Below are 20,803 nucleotides of genomic sequence, written 5' to 3' on the forward strand. Positions count from 1 at the left end.
AAGTGTGGGTTACCAGTGGCCGGCGTGCGCGCCGCCATCAACGTGTAGTGTCTCGCCGGTCACGAACCCGGCCGACTCCAGGTACAGTACCGCCTCGACTACCTCGTCGATGGTACCCATCCGCCCCACCGGGTGCAGCCCGGCGAGGAAGGCGTGCGTCTCGGGTTTGTGCATCGGCGTCTCGATGACACCGGGGGCGACCGCGTTCACACGAATGCCTTTGTCCGCGTACTCGATCGCCAGCGAGCGAGTGACCGCGTCCAGCCCGCCCTTGGTGAGCGACGCCAGCGCCGACGGCACGCCCTTCACGGGCTGGCCCACGAGCGTCGTGGTCACATTCACGACGTGCCCGCCGCCCTGCACGAGCATCTGCCGGACGGCCCGCTGGGTGACGTAAAAGAACCCGGCCAAGTTCAGCGAAATCTTGGTGGCGAAGTCGTCCGGCGTGTACTCGGTGAACGGCTTGGCGATGAACATCCCGGCGTTGTTAACCAGCGTGTCCACCCGGCCGAACTTCGCGACCGCCTCGCCGACTACCCGGTCGGCGACGCTCGGATCGGCGATGTCGCCGGCTACGGCCAGCACGTCCGCCGAGGCATCGGCTTTGATCGACCGGGAGTTGGCGACGACTCGGTACCCGCGGTCGAGGTACCCGCGTACCAGACCGGCCCCGATCCCCTGCGACGCCCCGGTGATGACGACCACCTTGCGCTCGGTACTCATGACGAATCCCCTGGAATTGTGAGCGAGACGGCCCGCCCGGAGTTATCGAGCGGGCGGTTCCGGTTTAGACGAGGTTGATCGTGACATCAATGTTGCCGCGCGTGGCCTTGGAATACGGGCAGATCTGGTGGGCGGTGTCCACGATTTCCCGCGCCACTTCACGGTCGAGCCCCGGCAGGCTGACGTTCAGTCGGGCACGGAGCAGGTAGCCGCCCTCGTTCGTGCCCAGGTCCACCTCGGCGTCGACGGCCCGGTCGGGCGGGAGCGCGATCTTCTTCTGGGCGGCCGCTACCCCCATCGCCCCGATGAAGCAGGCCGACCAGCCGGCGGCGAAGAGCTGCTCGGGGTTGGTCCCGGTCCCGGAAGTCCCCGGGGACGAGAGCTTGACGTCGAGCCGGCCGTCCGAGGTGCGGGACGCCCCATCGCGCCCGCCGGTGGTGTGGGTTTTGGCGGTGTAGAGTACCTTGTCGAGCGTGGTCATGACACGTTCCTTTTTCAGGAGTGAGATTTTTTGGGAAATCAAACCCTGGTGAATCAAACTCGTTTAATCTGGTTGCGATTCGCAACTAACGAGGTATACGCGAGGCGAGGTTGCACCTTGCAACTAAAACGCAGATTCGTGATAAGCGCTTATGAATCCCACGATTTTCGCGGCGGACGGCTGCCCGGCGCGGCCGTTGAATGTCGTGGGCGATGGGCGGACGAATCCACGTGAAATGGCACGAGCCGCCAAACTTTGGCGGCTCGTGTGGCTAACGGCCCATCATTCCGAACGGGACCGAAGGGGCGCCGGTTAGTCGCGCACGTTGCCCAGCGACGAGCGGAACCGGTCCACCGACGACCGCACCTCGGCCGTCCCCTCTTCGCCCGACGCCCAGCCGAGGGGCTCGACCGACACGCCCTCGAGCTGCTTGTAGGTCGTGAAGAAGAACTCGACCTCGCGGACGAAGTGAACGGGTACGTCTTCGAGCTTCTTGATGTGCGCGAACAGCGGGTCCTTGTGCGGGACCGCGAGCACCTTGAAGTCGTTGAACCCCTTGTCCTTCATTCGGAAGATGCCGACCACGCGGGCCTCAATGAGGCACCCCGAGAACGTCGCCTCGTTCACCATGACGAGCGCGTCGAGCGGGTCGCCGTCCTCCGCGAGCGTCTGCGGGATGAACCCGTAGTCCCCGGGGTACACGGCGGAACTGTAGAGGTAGCGGTCGAGCTTGATGAGCCCGGTCACCTTGTCCACCTCGAACTTGTTGCGCTTGCCCTTCGGGATCTCGACGATCACGTTCACCACTGCGGCCTCGCCGGTGCCGGGCGGGATCATCATGTAGTCGCGGATGTAGTCGCGCCGAGCGAACATGCGTCGTTCCTTCTTTGGTTCCGGAGTTCTCGCCGTAGGGATATAGAGTAAGCGCCCGCGGGCCGAAAGGCAGGTGTACCGCAGCCGCGAGCGCGGTACACTCGCGGCACCCTTCGGAGGATTCCCGATGCGCCGGATGTTCGTCCCTCTCGTGTCACTGGCGTTTTTCGTGCCGGGGGCGGCAGCGGCCGAACCGCCGCACATCGTTCTGAAAAACGAAAACTTGAAGTTCACACTGTACGAAGCGGACGCGAAGCGGGGGTTCTACCGCGGAACGCGGTTCGACCACGCCGGGGTGTTCGGCCACGTCGAATTCGCGGGGCACAAGATTTTCGGCCCCTGGAAGGACTCGCACGACCCGACCAATCACGACGATATTGTCGGTCCGTGCGACGAGTTCGGCATCGAGAAGGGGCTCGGCTACGACGACGCAAAGGTCGGCGAGACGTTCCTCAAAATCGGGGTGGGGGAACTGGAGAAGCCCCAAGAGGCGCAATACAGTTTCGCAAACAAGTACAAGATCGTGAAGCCGCTCGAGTGGAAACGAAGCGAACCCGTTGTGGACGGGCTATTGGTGCAGAAGTGGACGACGGAGCAGAAGGCCAACGGTTACGGGTACCGCTTTTCCAAAACGCTGTTCGTTGCCGACAAGAAGGGAACGGTGATTACCTCGGAATACACACTCGAGAACACCGGCGAGAAGCGGATCACGACCGATTTCTACAACCACAATTTCTTCAACGTGGACGGCGACGCGGTCGGACCGAACTACTCGTTCGCGTTCCCGTGGGAACCGAAGGCAAAGGAACTCAAGGGCAAGTTCGCCGATCTGGTGGAACTGAAGAATAAGGAGTTCCGCTTCAAGGGTAAGATCCCGAACGCGGACTTCGTGATGGCGGGCCTCACCGGGTTCGACCCACAAGCGAAAGCCGACCGCCAGTTTGAAATGCGCCACGAGTCGAGCGGTGTCACTGTCACGGTCGGGCACAGCTATCCGTTCGCCAAACTTAATGTGTGGGGCATCGTCACAACCATCTGCCCGGAACCGTACATGGCGATCGACCTGAAGCCGGGCGAGCAGACGAAGTGGAGTATTGCTTACACGTTCACGCACGAGGGACCGAAGAAGTAGCTTCGTAGTGTGCCCGACGCCCACACGCGAGTCCCGTTTGGGCGGTTGACAGAACCGGGGGAGCTGGTCAGAATATGCGGTACTCGCAGTGATCTGATCGGGTGCTGGGTCGATCGACACCTCGCCCGACCCGCCGAACTTCTGGGCCGACCATAGGGAGAGCGCAGATGGGTATTGGACCGGCGATGCAGCAGTGCCCATCATGTCAGAAGCGGCTCCGCGTGCCGTCGTCGGCGGCCGGGAAGCGGGTCCGCTGCCCGTCGTGTCGGGCGGACTTCTCGGTGTCGGCTGAGATCCCGGCTGCACTTCCGGTACCAATCCGGCTCCCGGTTCCACCGGCCGAGAACGATCCGTTCGATTTCTACGCGGCAGACGACCGGCCCGCTCCGAAGTGGGTGAACGCGGCCCCGGCGTACTTCACAGCCGTTGAACCGCGGGTCTGGACCACGAACCGGATGTACCGGGTGTACGTCGCCGGGGACGAACTCGTCGGCGTGTGGATCGGGAAGGGAAACGATCTGGCCTTAGCGGTCGGGGCCGGAGGAGGACTGATCGGCGGGCTGATTGGTGGGGTGATCGCGGCCAAGAACGCGGCCAAGAACAAGCGCCGGCAGGACGAACTGGAATCCAGGCCACTGGAAGAGATCCGAGACACCCACCCGCACAACTTTGCTATTACCGCCGGGGACGTTGATGACGCGGAGGTGGTCCGGCCCTCGTTCTGGTTCCGGCTCAATCACGCTCAGGTCCCACAATTTGGTTTGCTCCGATTGAACGCAGCGGGCGAGCGGCGAACTCTAGCAATTGCCACGGCCAAAGATCTGGAACAGGCGATTCACCCACTCAAAAAGCTGCTCGGGGACCGGTTGCGGGTCAAAGTGGATTACCGCCGGAGTCAGTGAGGAGAACCGGCTCATTGTGACTCAAAACGCGAACGGCCGGGCACGTGCCCGGCCGTTCGACTTTACTTCCGCTGATTACTCGGCTTTGATTGGCACGGTCCGGGCTTTGACGGCGGCGACCTTCGGCAGCGTGACTTTCAGGACGCCGTTGACGTAGCTCGCTTCAACCTTCTCGGCATCGACCAGAGTCGACAGGCCGAGGACGCGGGCAAACTTACCGGCGGCCCGTTCGCGTCGGAGCCACGTCGTGCCTTCGACTTCGGTCGGGGCCGCGCGTTCAGCGCGGATCGCGAGTTGGTCGCCACCAGTCACGGTGACTTCCAGTGTCGCACGGTCGACGCCGGGCAGGTCGCCTTCAACGAACACGGCGTTTTCGTCCTGCCACACGTTGATCGGGAAGGTCGCGGCGGGCGCGTCTTGCCCGGCGAGCCGGGTGCAGAGCGCGGCGAACTCGTCGCCCGCGGCGGTCATCTCGTGCAGGAAAACTCCCAGCGGGTTGCGGCGGTTGCGGGTCATGGTCGGTCCTCGAGATTAAGTGGTTAAGGGCCTCGCGGTGCGTGTTCCCAAGAGCACTAGTTTCGAGTGCGGCACACGGGAAAGGATTCGGTCCTTTCTCCGCGAGGCAGCGAAAACCTAATATTCAATCCGCGTGCCAATTCACTCCGTCGCTAGGAACGGGACGGGCTGACGCGACGGAATCGCAGAAAAATCGAAGAGATACAGCGACGAGAGCACTTGCGCGAGACGCAAGTAGCCGGCGCGCACTAACTGTCAAGTTGTCAGTTCGGCTGGCCCGGCGCGACCGGAAGGGCAATGGTGAAATTCGTTCCGCGCCCCGGCTCGCTCTGTACGTCAATAGTCCCGCCGTGGGCGGCGACGATTTTGCGCGTGGTGGCGAGCCCGAGGCCGTTCCCGTCGGGTTTCGTGGTGTGGAACGGCCGAAACAGCTTCGCAATTGATCGGGGATCGATGCCGACGCCCGTGTCGATCACGTGCAGGAGTACCCGCGCGCCGTCCGCGCGCCCGATGAGCGTGAGCGTGCCCCCATCGGGCATCGCCTGTTCCGCGTTCAGCATGAGGTTCAGGAGCGCCTGCTCGAAGAGGTCGCAGTCGAGGCACACGAGCGGCAGGTCGGGGTCCGAGAACCACTTGATCTCGACCCCGCGCGGCACCGCGGTCGGGCCGAGGAAGTCGATCATGCGCGACACGACCGTTTCGAGCGCGACGGGGCGCGCGTGCAACTCGCGCAGGTGCGCGAACCGGAGGAAGTCGTTTGACAGATCGAGGAGCTTACGGCACTCGCCCGAGAGCCGCGACACGCGGTCGAGCGCGCGGCGCTCGCGCGGGGTCTCGGCGGCCTCGAAGTCCTCGGCGAGCAGTTGCAAGTTCAGCGAGAGCGTGCCGATGTGGTTCTTGACTTCGTGGATGAACCCGGCCGCGAGTTCCGCGATCTCGCCTGCGCGCGGGCCGGCTCCCGGCGCGGGGTCGGGACACGTGTTCTCGCACGGAGCGCCGGGGGCGTCGAGGACCGCGGGATCGTTCATGGCGGGGCCTCCTCTGCTCACCTAATCTACGCACCCGGGGGCACCGGGGCGCCCTTGAAAACGCCCCGCGGATTCCAATCCTATTCCGTGTCGGCCCGGCCTCTCTTTGTCCCCTGTACTCCGGGCCATTTCGGTCTCCACAACTTGGACCCCCATCATGGCGGATTCCACTCGCGGCAAGCTCGGTATCGTGGTCGGCGGCGGCCCGGCGCCCGGCATCAACGGCGTAATCAGTTCGGTCACGATCGAGGCCATCAACCGCGGGCTCGAGGTCGTCGGCATCCGCGACGGGTTCAAGAACCTGGCGGCCGGCGATGTATCCCAGGTGCGCCCGCTCACGATCCCGGACGTGGCGCCCTACTACCAGCGCGGCGGCGCGCTGCTCGGCACGAGCCGCACCAACCCGGCGAAGAACCCGGACCACATGGCCGCCGTGCTCGACGGGCTGAACAAGCTCGGCATCAAGTACCTGGTCACCATCGGCGGCGACGACACCGCGTACAGCGGGTCGCAGGTGTACGCCCACGCGAAGGGCGCGATCAAGGTCGCGCACGTGCCCAAGACGATCGACAACGATTTGCCGCTGCCCCCGGGCATCCCCACGTTCGGGTTCGAGACCGCCCGGCACTATGGTGTGCAGGTCGCGCGGAACCTGCACGAGGACGCCAAGACCACCACGCGCTGGTACATCCTGGTGAGCATGGGCCGCGCCGCGGGGCACCTGGCGCTCGGCATCGGTAAGGCGTCGGCCGCCACCGTCACGCTGATCGCGGAAGAACTGAAGGGCAAGGACGTTTCGCTCGAACTCATCTGCGACGTGGTCATCGGCTCGATGATTAAGCGTAAGGCGCAGGGCAAGAGCTACGGCGTCGCGGTGCTGGCCGAGGGGCTCCTGGAGGAGATCGGCGAGGACCGCCTGCGGCAGATGATGGAGAAGAACCCGGGCAAGTTCGGGAACATCGAGCTCGATGCGTTCGGGCACCTGCGGTTGGGCGAGATCGAGTTCGGGCGGATGATCCGCACCACGATCGCGAGCCGGCTCAAGGACCTGGGCCTGAAGTTCGACATGGTGGACAAGGACCTGGGCTACGAACTGCGGTGCGCCGACCCGATCCCGTTCGACGCCGAGTACACCCGCAACCTCGGGTACGGGGCGGTGAAGTTCCTGCTGTCGCCGGCCGCGGAGAAGAACGGCGTGGTCATCACGTTCGTGGGCGGGAACATGGTCCCGTGCCCGTTCCAGGAGATGATCGACCCGGCCACGAAGAAGATGCGGGCGCGGCTCGTGGACATCAGCGGCGAGAACTACGAGGTCGCCCGGCGCTACATGATCCGCCTGGAACAGAGCGACTTCGACGACGCGAGCCGCATCGAGCGCCTCGCGGCCGTGGTGAAACTGACTCCGGCCGAATTCCGCGAACGCTTCGGCTACTTGGTGAAGTGACACATCGGGCGCCCGCCGCCCGCACGGGCGGCGGGTGTCGACAAATACCAACAGCCGGGGAGCAAACAGCACATCTGTCTGCTCCCCGGCTGTTAGCGTAAAAGTGCGGGTTCCACTGTCGCCCTTGCGGGCGGGGTCACCTGTTAGGCTTTTGGAGCCTCGACGACTACGGGTGTGGTACCTTCACTTGGCACAGGTGCCGGGGCCGCAGCTTCCGGTGCGGGCGAAACGAATACGGCCTGCACTAGCAGGAGCGCGGCGCCGACGACGAGGCAACAGTCGGCCACGTTGAACACCGGCCACTCGATGCGGTAGAAGTAGAGGAAGTCCCGCACTCCGCCGAACACGAGGCGGTCGTACAGGTTCCCAACAGTGCCGCCCAGAATCAGCCCCAGCGCGACCATCAGGCCCCGCTCGCGCGCCGTGTGCCGGCGCGTGCCCCACACGACGATCGAGATCGCCGCCGCGACGCTCACGATCGCGAAGAACCCGTTCGCGTTCCCCTTCTGGCCCTGACCCAATCCGAACAGCGCGCCGTGGTTCACGCGCGGCATGATCGGTGCGCTCCACGTTTGCAGCCCGGAGAACCCGCAGTCGCACAGCGGCGCGTCGGGGTCGAACTGGGCAATGAACTTGAACCACCCCGGCACCACGTCGTGCTCGTTACCGATGCCGGCGGTCAGAGCGCCGTCCCGGTAGAGCCACTTGAACACCCCGTACTTGCTCGCCTGGTCCGCGCTCAGCCCGAGTACGGCCAACGTGACGAGCAGCCAGCGGTACGTGCGGTCGGCCATGAGAACTTCCGTCCGGGCAGTGTTTGATCGTTGACGGTCCAAATCTAACGATACGCCCGTTCTTCGGAGCCGTCAAGAATCGCGAATGGGCCGGAGGAACCGCTATACCCGCTCGCACCGTTAGACTCAACACGGATCGCGGGTGGCCCGGGCCGCGGGTGGCCTTGACCGGCCGGGGGCGCGCGGGAATGATGCGCTGGGTGTAATTCTTACGCGCGAGCCGCCCGCCCGCCCGGTGCCGAGGAGGATGTGTTCAATGAGGCTCGCCGGTACCGGGTTGATCGTCGCCGCGATACTGGCCCTCGCCGGGTGCAAGACCGCGGACAAATCGGGCGACAAGTCCCCGACCGGTCTCGGGGCCGGGCGCCTGAAGACCAAAGACGCGAACAAGGACGGTCGGGATACGAAGGGCGATCTGGCCAAGAACACCCCCCCGACGTGGCTCGAGAACATGGACCGGTTGCCCGGCGCCGGCACCGGCGTGCCCAAATCCACCGGCTCCACGAACCCCAAAGACCCGAACTTCGACCCGCGGACCGCGGCCCAGGGCGCGCTGGGCGGGCGCGTCCTCGACCCCAACGGCAAACCGGCACCCAACGTCTACGTGCGCATCGAGCAACTCGGCGTACCCGCGAACCCGTTCGAGATCGGGGTCTACACGGACAACGGGGGCTACTTCCTCTCGAACAGTCTCCTCCCGGGGAAGAGCTACGAAGTCACGGCCTCGGCGAAACTGGACGGGAAGCCGCTGTCCGGGAGCGCACAGACCAAAGCACCCAACGCCACACTTTTGCTCCTCCTGCGCGACGATACCTTGGCCCCGGCCGGTACCTTCCCGCCCGAGCCGAAGCCGGCGGAGAAGGGGAGCGACTACATTCCGCCGATGGGCGGCACCTCGGCACCCGCGCAACCCAAACCCTCGGGTGGAGCGTGGGGGCCGGCCGGCCCGACGACCGGGGTGCCGCCCGCGACGATTGGCGGGACCGGTGGCACGCCGCCCGTTAAGCCGCCCAGCGTGGCGCCTCCGAGCAGCGTAGTCCCGCAACCGGACGACCTGGTGCCCTCACCGAAGCCGGTGCGACCGGAATCCACCGCCGACGGTCCGAAAGACCCGTTCAAGCCGCCGGTCACGAATATTCCCAACCCGGAGGGACCGCCGCCGGTCCCGAAGTTGCCGAAGCTACCGCCGCCGATCAACCCGGTGGGCGGGAGCGGGTCTTCGATGGGCACGAACGGTGTGCGCGCGATCGACAAGTTCACGCTGCTCGACCCGATCGAGCGCATTTGGGACTCGGACTCGACCGACGCCGGCTCGCTCGTGCTGCTCGAGTTCATGACGGCTTCGTGCCAGCACTGCCCCAAGGTGATCCCGATCCTGAAGGATCTGCAGTCGCGCTACGGCGCGAACGGGCTCCAGGTGGTGGGGGTGCTGTGCGACGACCTGCCCCAGAAGGAGCGGGCCGCGGCCGCCGGGAAATACGCGCAAGACTACAACCTGAACTACGCGGTCTTCATCGAGCCGGTGAAGGCGGGCAGTGTCCGTGACCGTTTGGGCGTGGAGCGCTACCCGACGGTGGTTCTGCTCAACTCGACTGGTAAGGTGTTGTGGAACGGGCACCCCGGCGAGACGGCTAAACTCGAAGCGGCCATCAAGCAAGGACTCTCGAAGTAGAGTGGCAGGCGGGGCGCCCGGTCAATCCCGGCGCCCCCGTGTCGTGCCCGGCACTTCGGGCGGGAACCAGCCGCCCGGTTCGACTTCGAGCACCAACACCTTTTTGAATTCGGCGAAGTGCTCCAGCGCGTCGGCCAACGGCTGACTGTGCTCCAGTCCCTGTTGCCACACTATTCGCTCTATCGTTCCCAGCACCAAGTACTCTTTCCCGACCGCGGCCGGCGCGAGGCGCGACATGGAGTTGTTGATTTCCGCGTCGAGTTCGTTCTTGTGAGCCATAATCAGCTCGCACTTCGAGCAGTACCGGCACGTCTTACCGAGCGCGAGCGGACCGTACTCTGTGATGTCGATCAAGAGAGGGAACTTCCGCATGTGCGTCAGTTTCTGGCACCGCGGGCACTTGCTCAGGCGCACGTCGGAGTACGGGTTCAGGATGAAGGAGTACCGGGCGGGCCGGCCGCCGATTCGCTTTCGGGCCACGAGCGTTCCTCTGGCTCTGGTTTCAGCGCGGGCCGTTCTATCGTAACAATAGCGACCTTCGCGAACTCCTGGCGCAGCGCTTCAGCTTTTTCCAGTGGCAGATCTCGCAGCACCGTAGCGGGTAGGTTGGATAGTAGCGCCCGTGCCTGTTCGAGCATCATGTCAGTGTGCAACCGGGCGAGCTTCGTCACCGCGTGGCGTTGATCTGCATCGAAGGCACGAATAACCAGATCGCGCCGAATCGCAACGCTGCTGGCCCATTCCGTTTCGACTTGGGGACGCACGTGTTGGATGCGTTCCAGGACGGACGCCAGTTGGTGTTGGAGCCGAAGGAACTCGCCCCGCATGTCGCCCCGTTCTTCCAGCCAATCCGCGTACACGAGTCGCGTGGCATCGTCGTTCGGGTCGGCAACGAGGGCCGCGATGAATGCTGCATCGTCGTTCATGTGGCACTCTCCAGGGCCTGCGCGAGCCGAAGTTGCTCGCGTCGCCGAGTATCGTGTTTGCCGCTCACTTCCCGAACGGTAACGCGCCCGAGCCGCGCGGCTTGGTGGCACCGTACCCGCCCACCTTGTCGTAGACCCGAACGTAATCGACCACCATCTCGGCCGGGAATTTCGTGTTCTTGTCCGGGTTGCCCAGGAACTTGCCGCCGACCGCGATGTTCATCACGAGGTAGAACGGCTGGTCGAACGGCGCCGGCCACGCATTGAGGTCCGACTCCTGGCGCGGCTTCACTCCCTTATCGCCGTCCAACTTACTACTGCTCCACCAGGAGGTTTGGGTCGCGTACACTTTGCCGTCCACGGACCAACTGATCTGCCCCGGCTCCCACTCGAGCGCGTACACGTGGAAGTCCGCGATCGTTCCCTTCTCCGGGAACTCGTAGGTCTTGCTGGTGTGGGCGTTGTTCGGCCAGCGCGAGCCGTAGTGGAGCGTGCCGAGCACCTTTGTCGGCTCCTGGCCGCGTGCCTCCATCACGTCGATCTCGCCCGAGGAGGCCCAAGTGCCGTACTTGTCGGATTGCGGGAGCATCCACAGTGCCGGCCACACGCCCTGACCCGTCGGCAGCTTGGCGCGGAACTCGAACCGGCCGTACTTCTTGCTGAACAGTTCGCTCCCGTCGCGCTTGCGGGACTTCATCCGGGCGGAGGTGTACCCGCAGCCGTTGTACGACTCCTTGATGGCCCGGATGTGCAGCGCCCCATCTGTCACGAAAGCGTTCTCGGGCTCGCGCGTGTAATACTGCAACTCGTTGTTGCCCCACCCGCTGATCCACATGTTCGCGTCGTAGTTGTAGAACCCGTTGCCGAGGTCGAAGTCCCACTTGGACTTGTCGATTTCCTTCCCGTCGAACTCGTCGCTCCAGGCGAGTTTCCACCCCTCCGGCGCGGGAGCGGGTTCGGCGGCTTTCGGGAGCAGTGTGGGCGCGACCACCGCGGCGAGCAGCGCACACGACATCGGCCCCAGGACGCGAGGGACACGCATTGCGAGATCTCCTGTTGGGAACGCGCTGCGATTCGGGTCGCGGTGAGCCGGTGAGCGCGGCGTGTTCCATTCACAGGTGTTTGTATTTCCATGGGTTCGGCACGCGACCTTAATTGCGCGCGAATCTGTTGCTTGAACCCGATGAAATTGGCTGGTCGCTAACGACGGCTAACAAACGCTAACATTTGGGGGGGAACTGATTGTTAGCCAAATGCCGTAATTGCAAATGGAGTAGTCGTTTACGGTCAGTCAGATGCATGTCGCTGCTGGGCCTTTACCTCGTAATTGGCGCGCACAGGATCACCGATCGCAATGTTTTTATTGTACCACACTAGGTGTCTGGTTTTGAGTTCATATTGGACAAATTTACAATGGCGGTAACGGGTGCCGGCCAATGTATTCGATATCGACATTTTTGTCGGCGATCAGCCGCTGGAGCGCGTCGCGGTCGTTTACCACAAACTCGGAATAGGTGATCTCATCGCCGTCGTCGGGGGGCCGGTCCGGGGACTCTTGCAGAACGGTGATGAGTTTGCGGATGCCGCCGAACACGAGTGTGGCTGGGCGCCCGCCGACGCGCAACGAGCCGGAACTGTCACCCTCGTCGCGTTTCGCGAACTCGCGCGCTTTTGCGAATCCTTCGTCCGGTGTATCGGCCCGCACCAGGAAAATGTTCTCGTACACCTGGAACCCGTCCTGCGGGCCGTCGGTGAGTTGGTAGTACATGATGGCGTGTGCCGCGAACCACGACATGGACGTATCCTTGAAGCGATGGAGCCGGCACACAACGTCTGCTGATTTTTCCACGTTTCGGAGTGCCTCGCAAGTGCCCGTTGCGCTCGCGAGGCAGTTGAGTTGTCGTAACGTTCTACTTGTTCGTTGGGACTATTCGGGATCGTCGTCGCGCGTTAATAAGCCGCAACTGTGAGGTGCCGATGCGCCATGTGTTGAACGGGGACTGCAAAGACCCTGTTGCGCCTCCCGCTCCCCTGCGGTCGCGGCCCGCAACAGGGATCACGGAACCAGGCGGGGCGCTCTTAGCATAGTCGTTTCCAATGAATTGCGATGGATGAATCGGGTTTAACTTGATCGGCGGTCGGCTATCCTGGGCTGCAGAGGCCACTCGGCCCGTTTCTCCACCCCGGAGGCGTCCATGTCCATCGCACGTGTTTTCCGCCCGGCCCTCGCTGTCGCCCTGGTCGGCGCGGTGGCGTACTCCCAGGCCCAACCGCCCGCACCGCCCGGGGGTGCGTCGGCGCCCGCCGCGCCCGCAACGAGCCGACCGCTCACCGAGGACGGCGGGCAACCGGTCGGCAACAACCAGAACAGCCGCACGGCGGGGCCGAACGGTCCGGTCACGCTGGACAACTTCCACCTCATCCAGAAACTCGCGCGGTTCGACCGCGAGCGCATCCCGGAGCGCGTCGTCCACGCCCGCGGGGTCGGCGCGCACGGCGAGTTCGTGAGCGCCGGCGATTTCTCGCAGCACACGAAGGCCAAACTGTTCTCCGAGAAGGGGAAGAAGACCCCGGTGTTCCTCCGGTTCAGCACCGTGATCCACCCGGGCGGCTCGCCCGAGCAGCTCCGCGACCCGCGCGGGTTCGCCGTGAAGTTCTACACCGAGGAGGGCAACTGGGACCTGGTGGGCAACAACCTGCCCGTGTTCTTCATCCGCGACGCGATGAAGTTCCCGGACATGGTCCACAGCCTCAAACCCAGCCCGGTCACCAACCAGCAGGACCCCAACCGGTTCTTCGACTTCTTCAGCCACCAGCCCGAATCGACACACATGCTCACGTTCGTGTACAGCGACCAGGGCACCCCGACGAACCTGCGGCAGATGGACGGGTTCGGGGTCCACTCGTTCAAACTGGTGAGCGCGCGGGGCGAGGTGACCTACGTGAAGTTCAACTGGCGCTCGAAGCAGGGCCACAAGCCCGCGACCTCAGACGAAGCGGCGGCGGCCAGCGCCAAGAACCACAGCGGGCACACCGAGGACCTGTACGAGAACATCCGGGCCGGGAACTTCCCGTCGTGGGATCTGGGCGTTCAGATGCTCGACCCGAAGGACTTGGGTAAGTTCGACTTCGACCCGCTCGACGCGACGAAGGTGTGGACCGGGGTGCCGGAGGTGACGTTCGGCACGCTGACACTAAATAAGGTGCCGGACAACTTCTTCGAGTTCACCGAGCAGGCCGCGTTCGCGCCCGGCATGGTGGTGCCGGGGGTCGAGGCGAGCGAGGACCGCTTACTCCAGGGCCGGCTGTTCAGCTACCCGGACACCCAGCGGTACCGCGTCGGCACCAACTACCTGATGCTCCCGGTGAACCGCCCGGTCGCGCCCGTGGCGAGCAACAACCAGGCCGGGGCCATGAACTTCGGGCACACCGCGAGTGATGTGAATTACGAGCCCAGTGTGGTCGGCGGGCGCCGGGACACTGCGGCGGCCGAGTACAGCAAGCTCCCGCTCAGCGGGTCCGTTCAGCAACAGCCGATCGCCAAGGAGCTGAACTTCCGGCAAGCGGGCGAACTGTACCGGTCGTTCACCGACACCGAAAAGACGAACCTGATTAAGAATCTCGCGGGCGACTTGGGCAAAGTGAAGAACGCGGACGTGAAGAAGAAGATGGTGGCCCACTTCTACGCGGCCGACGCCGACTACGGCACCCGGCTGGCAAAGGCGGTCGGGGTCGAAGTCTCCGACGTCGAAGTGATCGCGAAGACGCTGGCCGCGAAGTAGCACCCCACCCGCGCCGGCGGGCCGAGTGCCCGCCGGTTCCCCTTCTCACCCACACCCGAGGGTCGAACCATGTTCGCGTCACTGATTCTGTCGACCGCGCTCGCCGCTCCGCCCGGCGCACCCGCACCTCCGCCCGCTGCGCCGGTCGTGCTCGACGACGCGACCCGTGCCAAACTCAAGGAGGTCGCGTTCCGGGCCGCGCGCGAGGGGGACGCCAAAACGCTCAAGGAGTATTTTGCCGCCGGGTTCGCCGCAGACGAGGCCAATAGCCGCAGCGACACGTTACTGATCCTCGCGACCTACTACGGGCACGCGGACGCGGTCGAGGTCATCTTGAAGCAGCCGAAAGTGGGATTGGGGCACCGCAACAAGATGGGTTTCACTGCACTGGACGGGGCCGCATTCAAGGGGACCGTGCCGCTCGCGAAGTTACTGGTCGCGGCCGGAGCGGACGTGAACGGCGCGAGTGACGCGGGCAAGACGCCATTGATGCTCGCTGCGCTCACGGGTCGGACGGAGATGGTCGAGTACCTGTTGGGCGCCGGGGCCAAACCCGGTGCGGCGGACACGGCCGGTAACACGCCGCTCTCGTTGGCCCGCACGCAGGGTGCGAAGGAGGTCGTTAAGCTGCTCGAAGGCGCGGGGAAGAAGAATTAGCCGAGCGCGCGGGCATCCGCCCTGTACGCTCTCAGTTACCCATAAACGCACGCGGCCCACCCGAAAACGGGTGGGCCGCGTGTCGCGCGTTTAGGGGCGCGTTACTTCTTCTTGGCCGCGACCGCGGGGGCCTCGCGCTGCTTGGTCTTGGCCTTCGGCGAGCCGGGGCCGACCTTGTTCGTCGGGCGCACCATCACCACCGCGCCGGGGAACCCCGGGATGCCGCCGCGGACCAGCAGCAGGTTGTTTTCGAGGTCCACCTTCACCACGGTGAGGTTGCGGATCGTGACCCGCTCGTTGCCGTACTGACCGGCCAACTTGCGGCCCTTCTTCGGGCGGCCGCTACCACGGTTGCTGGCGAGCGACGACGTCGAACCGGGCTGCCGGTGGTTCTTCTTCGAGCCGTGCGCGGCCGGCATACCGTCGAAGTTGTGGCGCTTCATAACGCCCGAGTACCCGCGCCCCTTCGTGGTGCCGATCACGTCCACCGCGAGCACGTCCTTGAACACCTGGTCGATGGTCAGCTTGTCGCCGACCTTCACCGTCATGTCCTCGCTGTACGCCTCGAACTTCTTGGTCGCGCCCTCGCCGGACACCTTGATGCGCTCGACCTTGAAGCTCGCTTCCGCGGGGCCGGCCTTCACCGAGGCGGTGTCCACGAACGCCCCGCCCACGTCGAGGCGGAACTCGCGGATCACGCGCTGCGGTTCGCAGTCCGCCTTCGGGGGGAGCACCACGCCGGCCTTCTGGCGCGCGTCCTTCCGCTTCGACTTCAGCCCCGCCGCGACGTGGCCCTGTTCCGGGCGGGTCGCGTTCTTGCGCTTCTTGTCCTTGAACCCGATCTGCACCGCCGCGTACCCGTCCTTGCGGACGGTGCCGGTCTTCTCGCTCTGTGCGGTGGGGTACTTGATCTGGAGCACGGGGCACGGCCCGAGTTGCAGAACCGTGACGGGTTCGGCCTTGCCCTCGGCCGTGAAAATCTGGGTCATCCCGATTTTGTGGCCGATCAGTCCGAGAGACATCGTAACACCTTTCGGCCGCGCGTAGCGGCACTTGTTCACCCCGGCCGACCTGCACCCGACGCGGAACCGCGGCGCGCATCAGTCGTATTTGGTGCCGAGCGTGTAGGAGTACAAATTGTAGCGGTCGCGTCGGTGCCGGCCAGTGCGTACCCGCCGGCGCCAACGCGGGGGCGAAATGGCGCGTTGGACATCGGCGGGGCCGGCGTCATGATTGCGGCTGGAGAAGCAGGGGGTTCGGGGGCGGCGCCGGGGAACCGGGGCGTAATAATCGCTCGCGCCGCGCCGGGGCTCACAGGCGGTACCGGTTCACACGAATCGTAACGCGCGCGATCTGGCCGGTTGCGGACGGCTTGACTTCGCGGGTACTATTGAGTCGCTTCTCCACATCCTGAAGGGGCACAATATGAGGCGGTTGTTCGCGGCGATCGGAACTTGCGGGCTGGCCGTCGGCGTCGCGGGGGGGAACCCACCCGCTCCTGTGTCCCCCGCGCCCGGGGCGAACGTATCCACGGGCGCGCCCGCGGTCCCGTCGCGGGTCGCTCAACTGATTGCGCGCCTCGGGGCCGAGGACTTCCGCGACCGCGAATCGGCCGTTGCGGAACTGGAGAAGTCCGGTCCCGGCGCGATCCCGCTCCTGCGCGACGCGACCAAATCGGACGACCCCGAAGTTCGGCGCCGGGCCGCCGGCATCCTCTTCCGCCTCGAGCGGAACGTCGACAGTGCGGCCCTGCTGGTTCCGAAGAAAATCGCGCTCGCGTACCGCGACACGCCCCTCGGCAGCGCGATCAACGATCTGAAAGCGCGCACCAAACTGAACCTTGCGCTCGACACCACCCGAATCGCGGACCCGCTTCGGAAAGTCACGTGCGTGACCGCGGGCGAGGTTCCGGTGTGGGAGGCGCTCGAACAGTTCTGCGCCGCGGCCGGGTTGCGGGAGGCCCACCGGCTCGAACTCGACGTGCCGAAGCAGCAACCGCAGGGGCGCCGGGTGTACGTCCCCCCGCCGGCCCCGCCGGCCCCGGACGCGGTGCCCGTGGTGCTCATTGATGGCTCGGGCGAGCGCCTGCCCGGTGCCCGCGACTCCGCGGTTCGTGTTCTCGTGATGCCACGTAAGTTCCCGGGCCACCGCGTTACCCTCGGTACGGGCGACACGACGCTGTGCTTCGACGTCGCGCCGATCCCGGGGCTGAACTGGCAGGACGTCGTGGGGGTGAAGATCCACAAACTCGTGGACGACGCCGGGCGCACCGGCGGGGCCGGGACCGCCCGGCCGTTCGCGCAGGGTAACGGCGAGTTCGAGGGCGTCGTCGCGTGGGGCGGGGGGATGGGGTTCGTCGGGGGCGGCTTCGGCCGGTTCGACCCGCGGACCGGGATGCCGATCCCGCCCGAAACGCTCCCGAACCCGCGGATGGTGAGCGTGCCGCTCAAGCTCGGCACGCCGAACGCTCGCACGCTTAAGCGATTAGAGGGCTACGTGCTCGGCGAGATCCAGGTTCCGAACCAGAACCTCATCACGATCACCAACCCGGCGAAGAACACGGGGACCGCGTTCGACGGCGCCGGGCAAACGCGCCTGACCGTGATGGCGGTGGGCGAGCCGAAGGGGAACGCGGGCGTCACGGTGCAACTGCGGTTGGAATACCCCTCGCCGTGGGCGGTGAACGCGCGCCGCGGGTTCAACCCGGGCGGCATCTGGCCGGAATCGCCGCGCGCGACCCAGACCCCGACCGTGCAGGCGTACGATGCGAGCGGCAAGCAGATGCTCACCCAGCGCAGCACGGGCGACTACAACGACTCGAGCGACGACGGGACGATGATGTTCCAGCACATCACCATGACGTTCCGCAAGGACGCCGGCGCGCCGGCGAAGGTGGTCCTCGTCGGCCCGCGCCCGGTGATCGTCGAAGTGCCCTTCGTGATGGAAAACGTGCAGTTGCCATAAGTGGGCGTCTTGTCAGGTGGGCCCAGGCTTTGCGCAGGCCCACCGTCTTCCAGGGTAACGTTAACACGAACAGAGGCCGCGCGCCTCGGATCGCCTACCAGCCCAAGACGGGCTTGTGGGCCTGCGCAAAGCCTGGACCCACTTCACGAGACACGTCCACCCGCTCTTTTGCGTCGGTGAAAACGAAACACAGCAGGTGCGCTGCGCTTTTCCGGGTGACTTATGCAGCTCGCCGTTATTATTGCTTTGTTGGCTTGGCAAGGCGCTCCCGCGGTCGAACGCGAACGCGGCACCGTTCACATCGTTGAACGGCTGGGTGGGCGAGTGGATTACGGCCCGAAGGGAGCGGTGGTGCGGGTTGTTCTCAAACGCGCTAAGCTCGACGAGACGGCTCTCAAATCCCTTCCGGCGCTGACTTCACTCCAAGAACTGGACCTCTACGGCAGCACGATCGGAGACGACGGAGCGAAGTACCTGGCGTCGTTTCAGCAACTCGCCGCTTTAAATCTTCACTACACCGGCATCACGGCCACCGGACTCAAGGCACTGACCGCGTTGCCGGCCCTCACGTCATTAGATGTCAGCGGGAATCTCATCGCCGACGACGTGCTTGAAACGCTCTCGTCCATGAAGTTGCTGACTTCTCTCAATCTCTCGGACACGTCGATAACCGACGCCCGCCTCAAGAGCTTGACCCGCCTCAAGAGCTTGACCCGTTTGCAACTCGCGAATACCGCAGTGTCGGACGCCGGATTAAAGCAACTGAGTTCGCTCGATCGTCTGGTGGCCTTGGACCTGAGTCTAACGAGCGTATCGAGCCTCGGTCTCAAGCACCTCGTTTCGCTCAGTAACCTCGCTTACCTCGACGTGAGCAATAACGGTGACTTGGGGGACAATGCCTTACGATACGTGGCGGCGTTCAAAAAACTGGAGACGCTGATTCTCAGTGGCACCGGCGTGACCGATGACGGCATGAAGGAGTGCGCCCGTATCACAACGCTCTCGAACTTGCAACTCGCTGATACAGCTCTGACCGACGAGGGCCTCAAATCTCTTGCACCGCTCATTCGTCTCACCTCTCTCGACCTGCACAGCACACGGATTTCTGATCTCGGGCTGAAGGAGCTGGCGCCACTACGGGGCCTGAAATCGCTGAAGGTTGGCGCGACGGACATTACCGATGCCGGGCTAAAACACCTGCTCCAGTTCAAACGCCTCGCGCACCTTTCACTCGACTCGACGGAGGTAACGGACAAGGGGGTTGGTCACCTTATTCTGCTGGCGAATTTAATGGAATTGGATCTTGCGTCTACGAAGGTGACCGACGAGGGGCTTAAGACTCTGGCATCGTACAAGGGGCAACTCGTTGCTCTCAACCTTGATTCGACTTTGATCACCGATAAAGGTGCCGCGCATCTCGGCGAAATTGTTTCTCTCGCCACGCTCGGTCTGGACAACACTCGCCTGACGGACGAGGGACTGAAACACCTGGCTAAGTGCGTGAAACTCGAGTGTTTACTCGTCACCAAATGCAAAGTGTCCGACGCCGGGCTCGGAGATGTCGCCAAAATGAAGAAGCTGACTTATTTAGCGCTCTGGAAGACCTCGGTGACAGATGCTGGTATCAAAGAACTCAATAAGAATTTGCCGAAATGTCGCATCGATATATCAATAGATGCGTATCTCGGAGCTAGTGGCACTTTGTTCAAGAGTCAACTTTCACCTTAAGGCGTGGCGCAGTCAACCCGCCCATTCGAGGCGGGTTGTGGTGTCGAATCTGATGTGACCACTTGGGAATTTGAGCGCGTTCGTGGCCCAGAAAGGCATGATGGGCCTGCAAAGAGCCTTGCCCCCCCCACAAAATGCGCCGGCATTCGTACCGGCGCAATGTCGCGTGCGCGCGAAAAACGCACTTCAGTCCCGGTACGCTCTTACTTCGCTGCGGCCGCCCGGCGGCGCCGACCGCTCAGCAGGTAGATATCGGACCGGACGTCGGTGAGCGGGTCGCCCGCGGAGTCGATTCCGTCCACGCGCGGGATCGGGTCAAAAATAACCTTCCGCATTTCCGGGTCCAGTTCATCGACCCGTTCCGTAATGGTGAGTGTTCCGAACGGAACCTGCTCGCGGGACTCGGGCCACACGGCCGTCGCGTCGGTCACCTCGTCCCCGTCTTGGGCCAGTTGCACCACAACGCGGAACGTGACCGCACCCTTCGTTAAGCGCTCCGAAAGCTCGGCCACGAGGAAGTCCGTGGTCTTCGTCGCGGCTTGTTCAGCGCTCAGGAACTCCGTCCCCGCGTCCGGCACGAGGCGGAACCGCCCGAATCGGCTTACTCCATCCGCATTCGTGAACTTGAACGCGGTCACGGCGAAGAACGCTTGTCGGGCGAAACTCGACGGGATCGGCTTCGGGGCTTCGACGAACTTCCTCGTCAGGGGGTGCGTGGCGAGGAACTGCGCGACCGGTGGCGGCGTGGGCGCATCGGGACCGCTGGCCGCGACCGCACGCAGGAACTCCAGGAACTCTTCCCCCGTTCGGGCCGGGAAGCCGTTGTGCGAGTGGGCGATGATGTCCGTGTGGACGTGGTCGGCCAGGTGAAACCGGACCGCGAACCCTTGCGGACTCGACCCCTTCGGATCGTTATCGGCCAGGGTCGGGATTCCGCCGGACAGCGAGAACCGCACAGTAATAGGAGTGGACGGCCGGTTCGCGTGCGGCGCACGGGTCAGTTTTGCGGCTTCGGGTGCGGGAGCGAAGGTGCCGGAGTACAGGAACCCCTTTGCGTGCGCCGGTCGGAACCCGGCGTGCGCGCCTCCGGAGAGTTTGTCGAGGACGTCGAGCAGGTCGGTAATCAGTGCGGACGGCATGTTACGGGTCTCCGGGATCGTGGGTGAATCGTATTGGGTCAC

At 64.4% G+C, this 20,803-nt stretch carries 20 protein-coding genes; 8 read left to right on the forward strand and 12 right to left on the reverse strand.

Annotation, left to right across the window (positions count from 1 at the left end):
• Window positions 1-9 precede the first annotated feature (9 nt).
• The 3 genes from J8F10_RS01035 to J8F10_RS01045 all read right to left on the reverse strand — a co-directional run bounded on the left by J8F10_RS01035 (window position 10) and on the right by J8F10_RS01045 (window position 2,077).
• The gene (locus tag J8F10_RS01035; RefSeq protein ID WP_210651820.1) at window positions 10-723 is read right to left on the reverse strand and encodes an SDR family NAD(P)-dependent oxidoreductase; all 714 of its coding nucleotides are present in this window, start codon (window positions 721-723) and stop codon (window positions 10-12) included.
• 64 nt (window positions 724-787) lie between these two features.
• Complete coding sequence (locus tag J8F10_RS01040; protein ID WP_210651822.1) at window positions 788-1,204, reverse strand: organic hydroperoxide resistance protein; 417 nt, start codon at window positions 1,202-1,204, stop codon at window positions 788-790.
• A gap of 312 nt (window positions 1,205-1,516) precedes the next feature.
• Entirely contained in the window at window positions 1,517-2,077 is a 561-nt protein-coding gene (locus J8F10_RS01045; protein WP_246522742.1) for an inorganic diphosphatase, read from the reverse strand.
• A 127-nt stretch (window positions 2,078-2,204) separates the two neighbouring features.
• Between J8F10_RS01045 and J8F10_RS01050 the strand changes: the two genes are divergently transcribed.
• Window positions 2,205-3,209: a hypothetical protein gene (locus tag J8F10_RS01050; protein WP_210651823.1), complete on the forward strand. Its 1,005-nt coding sequence runs from the start codon at window positions 2,205-2,207 to the stop codon at window positions 3,207-3,209.
• Window positions 3,210-3,376: 167 nt separating this feature from the next.
• Window positions 3,377-4,111 carry a hypothetical protein gene (locus tag J8F10_RS01055; protein WP_210651824.1) on the forward strand — a complete coding sequence of 245 codons (735 nt, stop codon included), beginning with the start codon at window positions 3,377-3,379 and terminating at the stop codon, window positions 4,109-4,111.
• Window positions 4,112-4,186: 75 nt separating this feature from the next.
• Here J8F10_RS01055 and J8F10_RS01060 read toward each other — a convergent pair whose 3' ends face one another.
• Both J8F10_RS01060 and J8F10_RS01065 read right to left on the reverse strand, forming a co-directional pair.
• A complete protein-coding gene (locus J8F10_RS01060; protein WP_210651825.1) occupies window positions 4,187-4,627 on the reverse strand; it encodes an Hsp20/alpha crystallin family protein in 441 nt (146 codons plus the stop codon).
• Window positions 4,628-4,890: 263 nt separating this feature from the next.
• On the reverse strand, window positions 4,891-5,655 hold the full coding sequence (locus J8F10_RS01065; RefSeq protein ID WP_210651827.1) for a two-component system sensor histidine kinase NtrB: 765 nt from the start codon (window positions 5,653-5,655) through the stop codon (window positions 4,891-4,893).
• Window positions 5,656-5,812: 157 nt separating this feature from the next.
• Here J8F10_RS01065 and pfp point away from each other — a divergent pair, with 157 nt between their 5' ends.
• Window positions 5,813-7,099: a diphosphate--fructose-6-phosphate 1-phosphotransferase gene (gene pfp / locus J8F10_RS01070; RefSeq protein ID WP_210651829.1), complete on the forward strand. Its 1,287-nt coding sequence runs from the start codon at window positions 5,813-5,815 to the stop codon at window positions 7,097-7,099.
• A 143-nt stretch (window positions 7,100-7,242) separates the two neighbouring features.
• Here the strand turns inward: pfp and lspA are convergent, their stop codons facing one another.
• The gene (lspA, locus tag J8F10_RS01075) at window positions 7,243-7,893 is read right to left on the reverse strand and encodes a signal peptidase II (RefSeq protein ID WP_210651830.1); all 651 of its coding nucleotides are present in this window, start codon (window positions 7,891-7,893) and stop codon (window positions 7,243-7,245) included.
• Window positions 7,894-8,149: 256 nt separating this feature from the next.
• Here lspA and J8F10_RS01080 point away from each other — a divergent pair, with 256 nt between their 5' ends.
• Window positions 8,150-9,565: a redoxin domain-containing protein gene (locus tag J8F10_RS01080; protein WP_210651833.1), complete on the forward strand. Its 1,416-nt coding sequence runs from the start codon at window positions 8,150-8,152 to the stop codon at window positions 9,563-9,565.
• Window positions 9,566-9,586: 21 nt separating this feature from the next.
• Here J8F10_RS01080 and J8F10_RS01085 read toward each other — a convergent pair whose 3' ends face one another.
• From J8F10_RS01085 to J8F10_RS01100, 4 genes are all read right to left on the reverse strand, one after another.
• Window positions 9,587-10,045, reverse strand: a complete 459-nt coding sequence (locus tag J8F10_RS01085) for a hypothetical protein (RefSeq protein ID WP_210651834.1) — start codon at window positions 10,043-10,045, stop codon at window positions 9,587-9,589.
• Window positions 9,994-10,491 (reverse strand): TIGR02996 domain-containing protein, encoded by a 498-nt coding sequence (locus J8F10_RS01090; protein ID WP_210651836.1) that lies wholly within the window; start codon window positions 10,489-10,491, stop codon window positions 9,994-9,996. The genes J8F10_RS01085 and J8F10_RS01090 overlap by 52 nt, the downstream gene beginning before the upstream one ends.
• Before the next feature lie 64 nt (window positions 10,492-10,555).
• Window positions 10,556-11,533 carry a glycoside hydrolase family 16 protein gene (locus J8F10_RS01095; protein WP_210651838.1) on the reverse strand — a complete coding sequence of 326 codons (978 nt, stop codon included), beginning with the start codon at window positions 11,531-11,533 and terminating at the stop codon, window positions 10,556-10,558.
• Window positions 11,534-11,899: 366 nt separating this feature from the next.
• Entirely contained in the window at window positions 11,900-12,286 is a 387-nt protein-coding gene (locus tag J8F10_RS01100; RefSeq protein WP_210651840.1) for a DUF4288 domain-containing protein, read from the reverse strand.
• A gap of 400 nt (window positions 12,287-12,686) precedes the next feature.
• Here J8F10_RS01100 and J8F10_RS01105 point away from each other — a divergent pair, with 400 nt between their 5' ends.
• Window positions 12,687-14,273: a catalase gene (locus J8F10_RS01105; protein ID WP_210651842.1), complete on the forward strand. Its 1,587-nt coding sequence runs from the start codon at window positions 12,687-12,689 to the stop codon at window positions 14,271-14,273.
• Between the two features lie 69 nt (window positions 14,274-14,342).
• A complete protein-coding gene (locus tag J8F10_RS01110) occupies window positions 14,343-14,930 on the forward strand; it encodes an ankyrin repeat domain-containing protein (RefSeq protein ID WP_210651844.1) in 588 nt (195 codons plus the stop codon).
• A gap of 101 nt (window positions 14,931-15,031) precedes the next feature.
• Here the strand turns inward: J8F10_RS01110 and rplC are convergent, their stop codons facing one another.
• Window positions 15,032-15,952, reverse strand: coding sequence for a 50S ribosomal protein L3 (gene rplC, locus J8F10_RS01115; RefSeq protein WP_210651846.1), 921 nt, complete (start codon window positions 15,950-15,952; stop codon window positions 15,032-15,034).
• A 403-nt stretch (window positions 15,953-16,355) separates the two neighbouring features.
• On the opposite strand from rplC, the gene J8F10_RS01120 reads away from it, so the two are divergent.
• Together J8F10_RS01120 and J8F10_RS01125 are read left to right on the forward strand one after the other, a co-directional pair.
• Window positions 16,356-17,894 carry a HEAT repeat domain-containing protein gene (locus tag J8F10_RS01120; RefSeq protein WP_210651847.1) on the forward strand — a complete coding sequence of 513 codons (1,539 nt, stop codon included), beginning with the start codon at window positions 16,356-16,358 and terminating at the stop codon, window positions 17,892-17,894.
• A 222-nt stretch (window positions 17,895-18,116) separates the two neighbouring features.
• A complete protein-coding gene (locus J8F10_RS01125) occupies window positions 18,117-19,622 on the forward strand; it encodes a leucine-rich repeat domain-containing protein (RefSeq protein WP_210651848.1) in 1,506 nt (501 codons plus the stop codon).
• Between the two features lie 203 nt (window positions 19,623-19,825).
• Here the strand turns inward: J8F10_RS01125 and J8F10_RS01130 are convergent, their stop codons facing one another.
• Window positions 19,826-20,761 carry a catalase family peroxidase gene (locus J8F10_RS01130; protein WP_210651849.1) on the reverse strand — a complete coding sequence of 312 codons (936 nt, stop codon included), beginning with the start codon at window positions 20,759-20,761 and terminating at the stop codon, window positions 19,826-19,828.
• Window positions 20,762-20,803 lie beyond the last annotated feature (42 nt).

The organism is Gemmata palustris (assembly GCF_017939745.1).
GTDB classification, from domain to species: domain Bacteria; phylum Planctomycetota; class Planctomycetia; order Gemmatales; family Gemmataceae; genus Gemmata; species Gemmata palustris.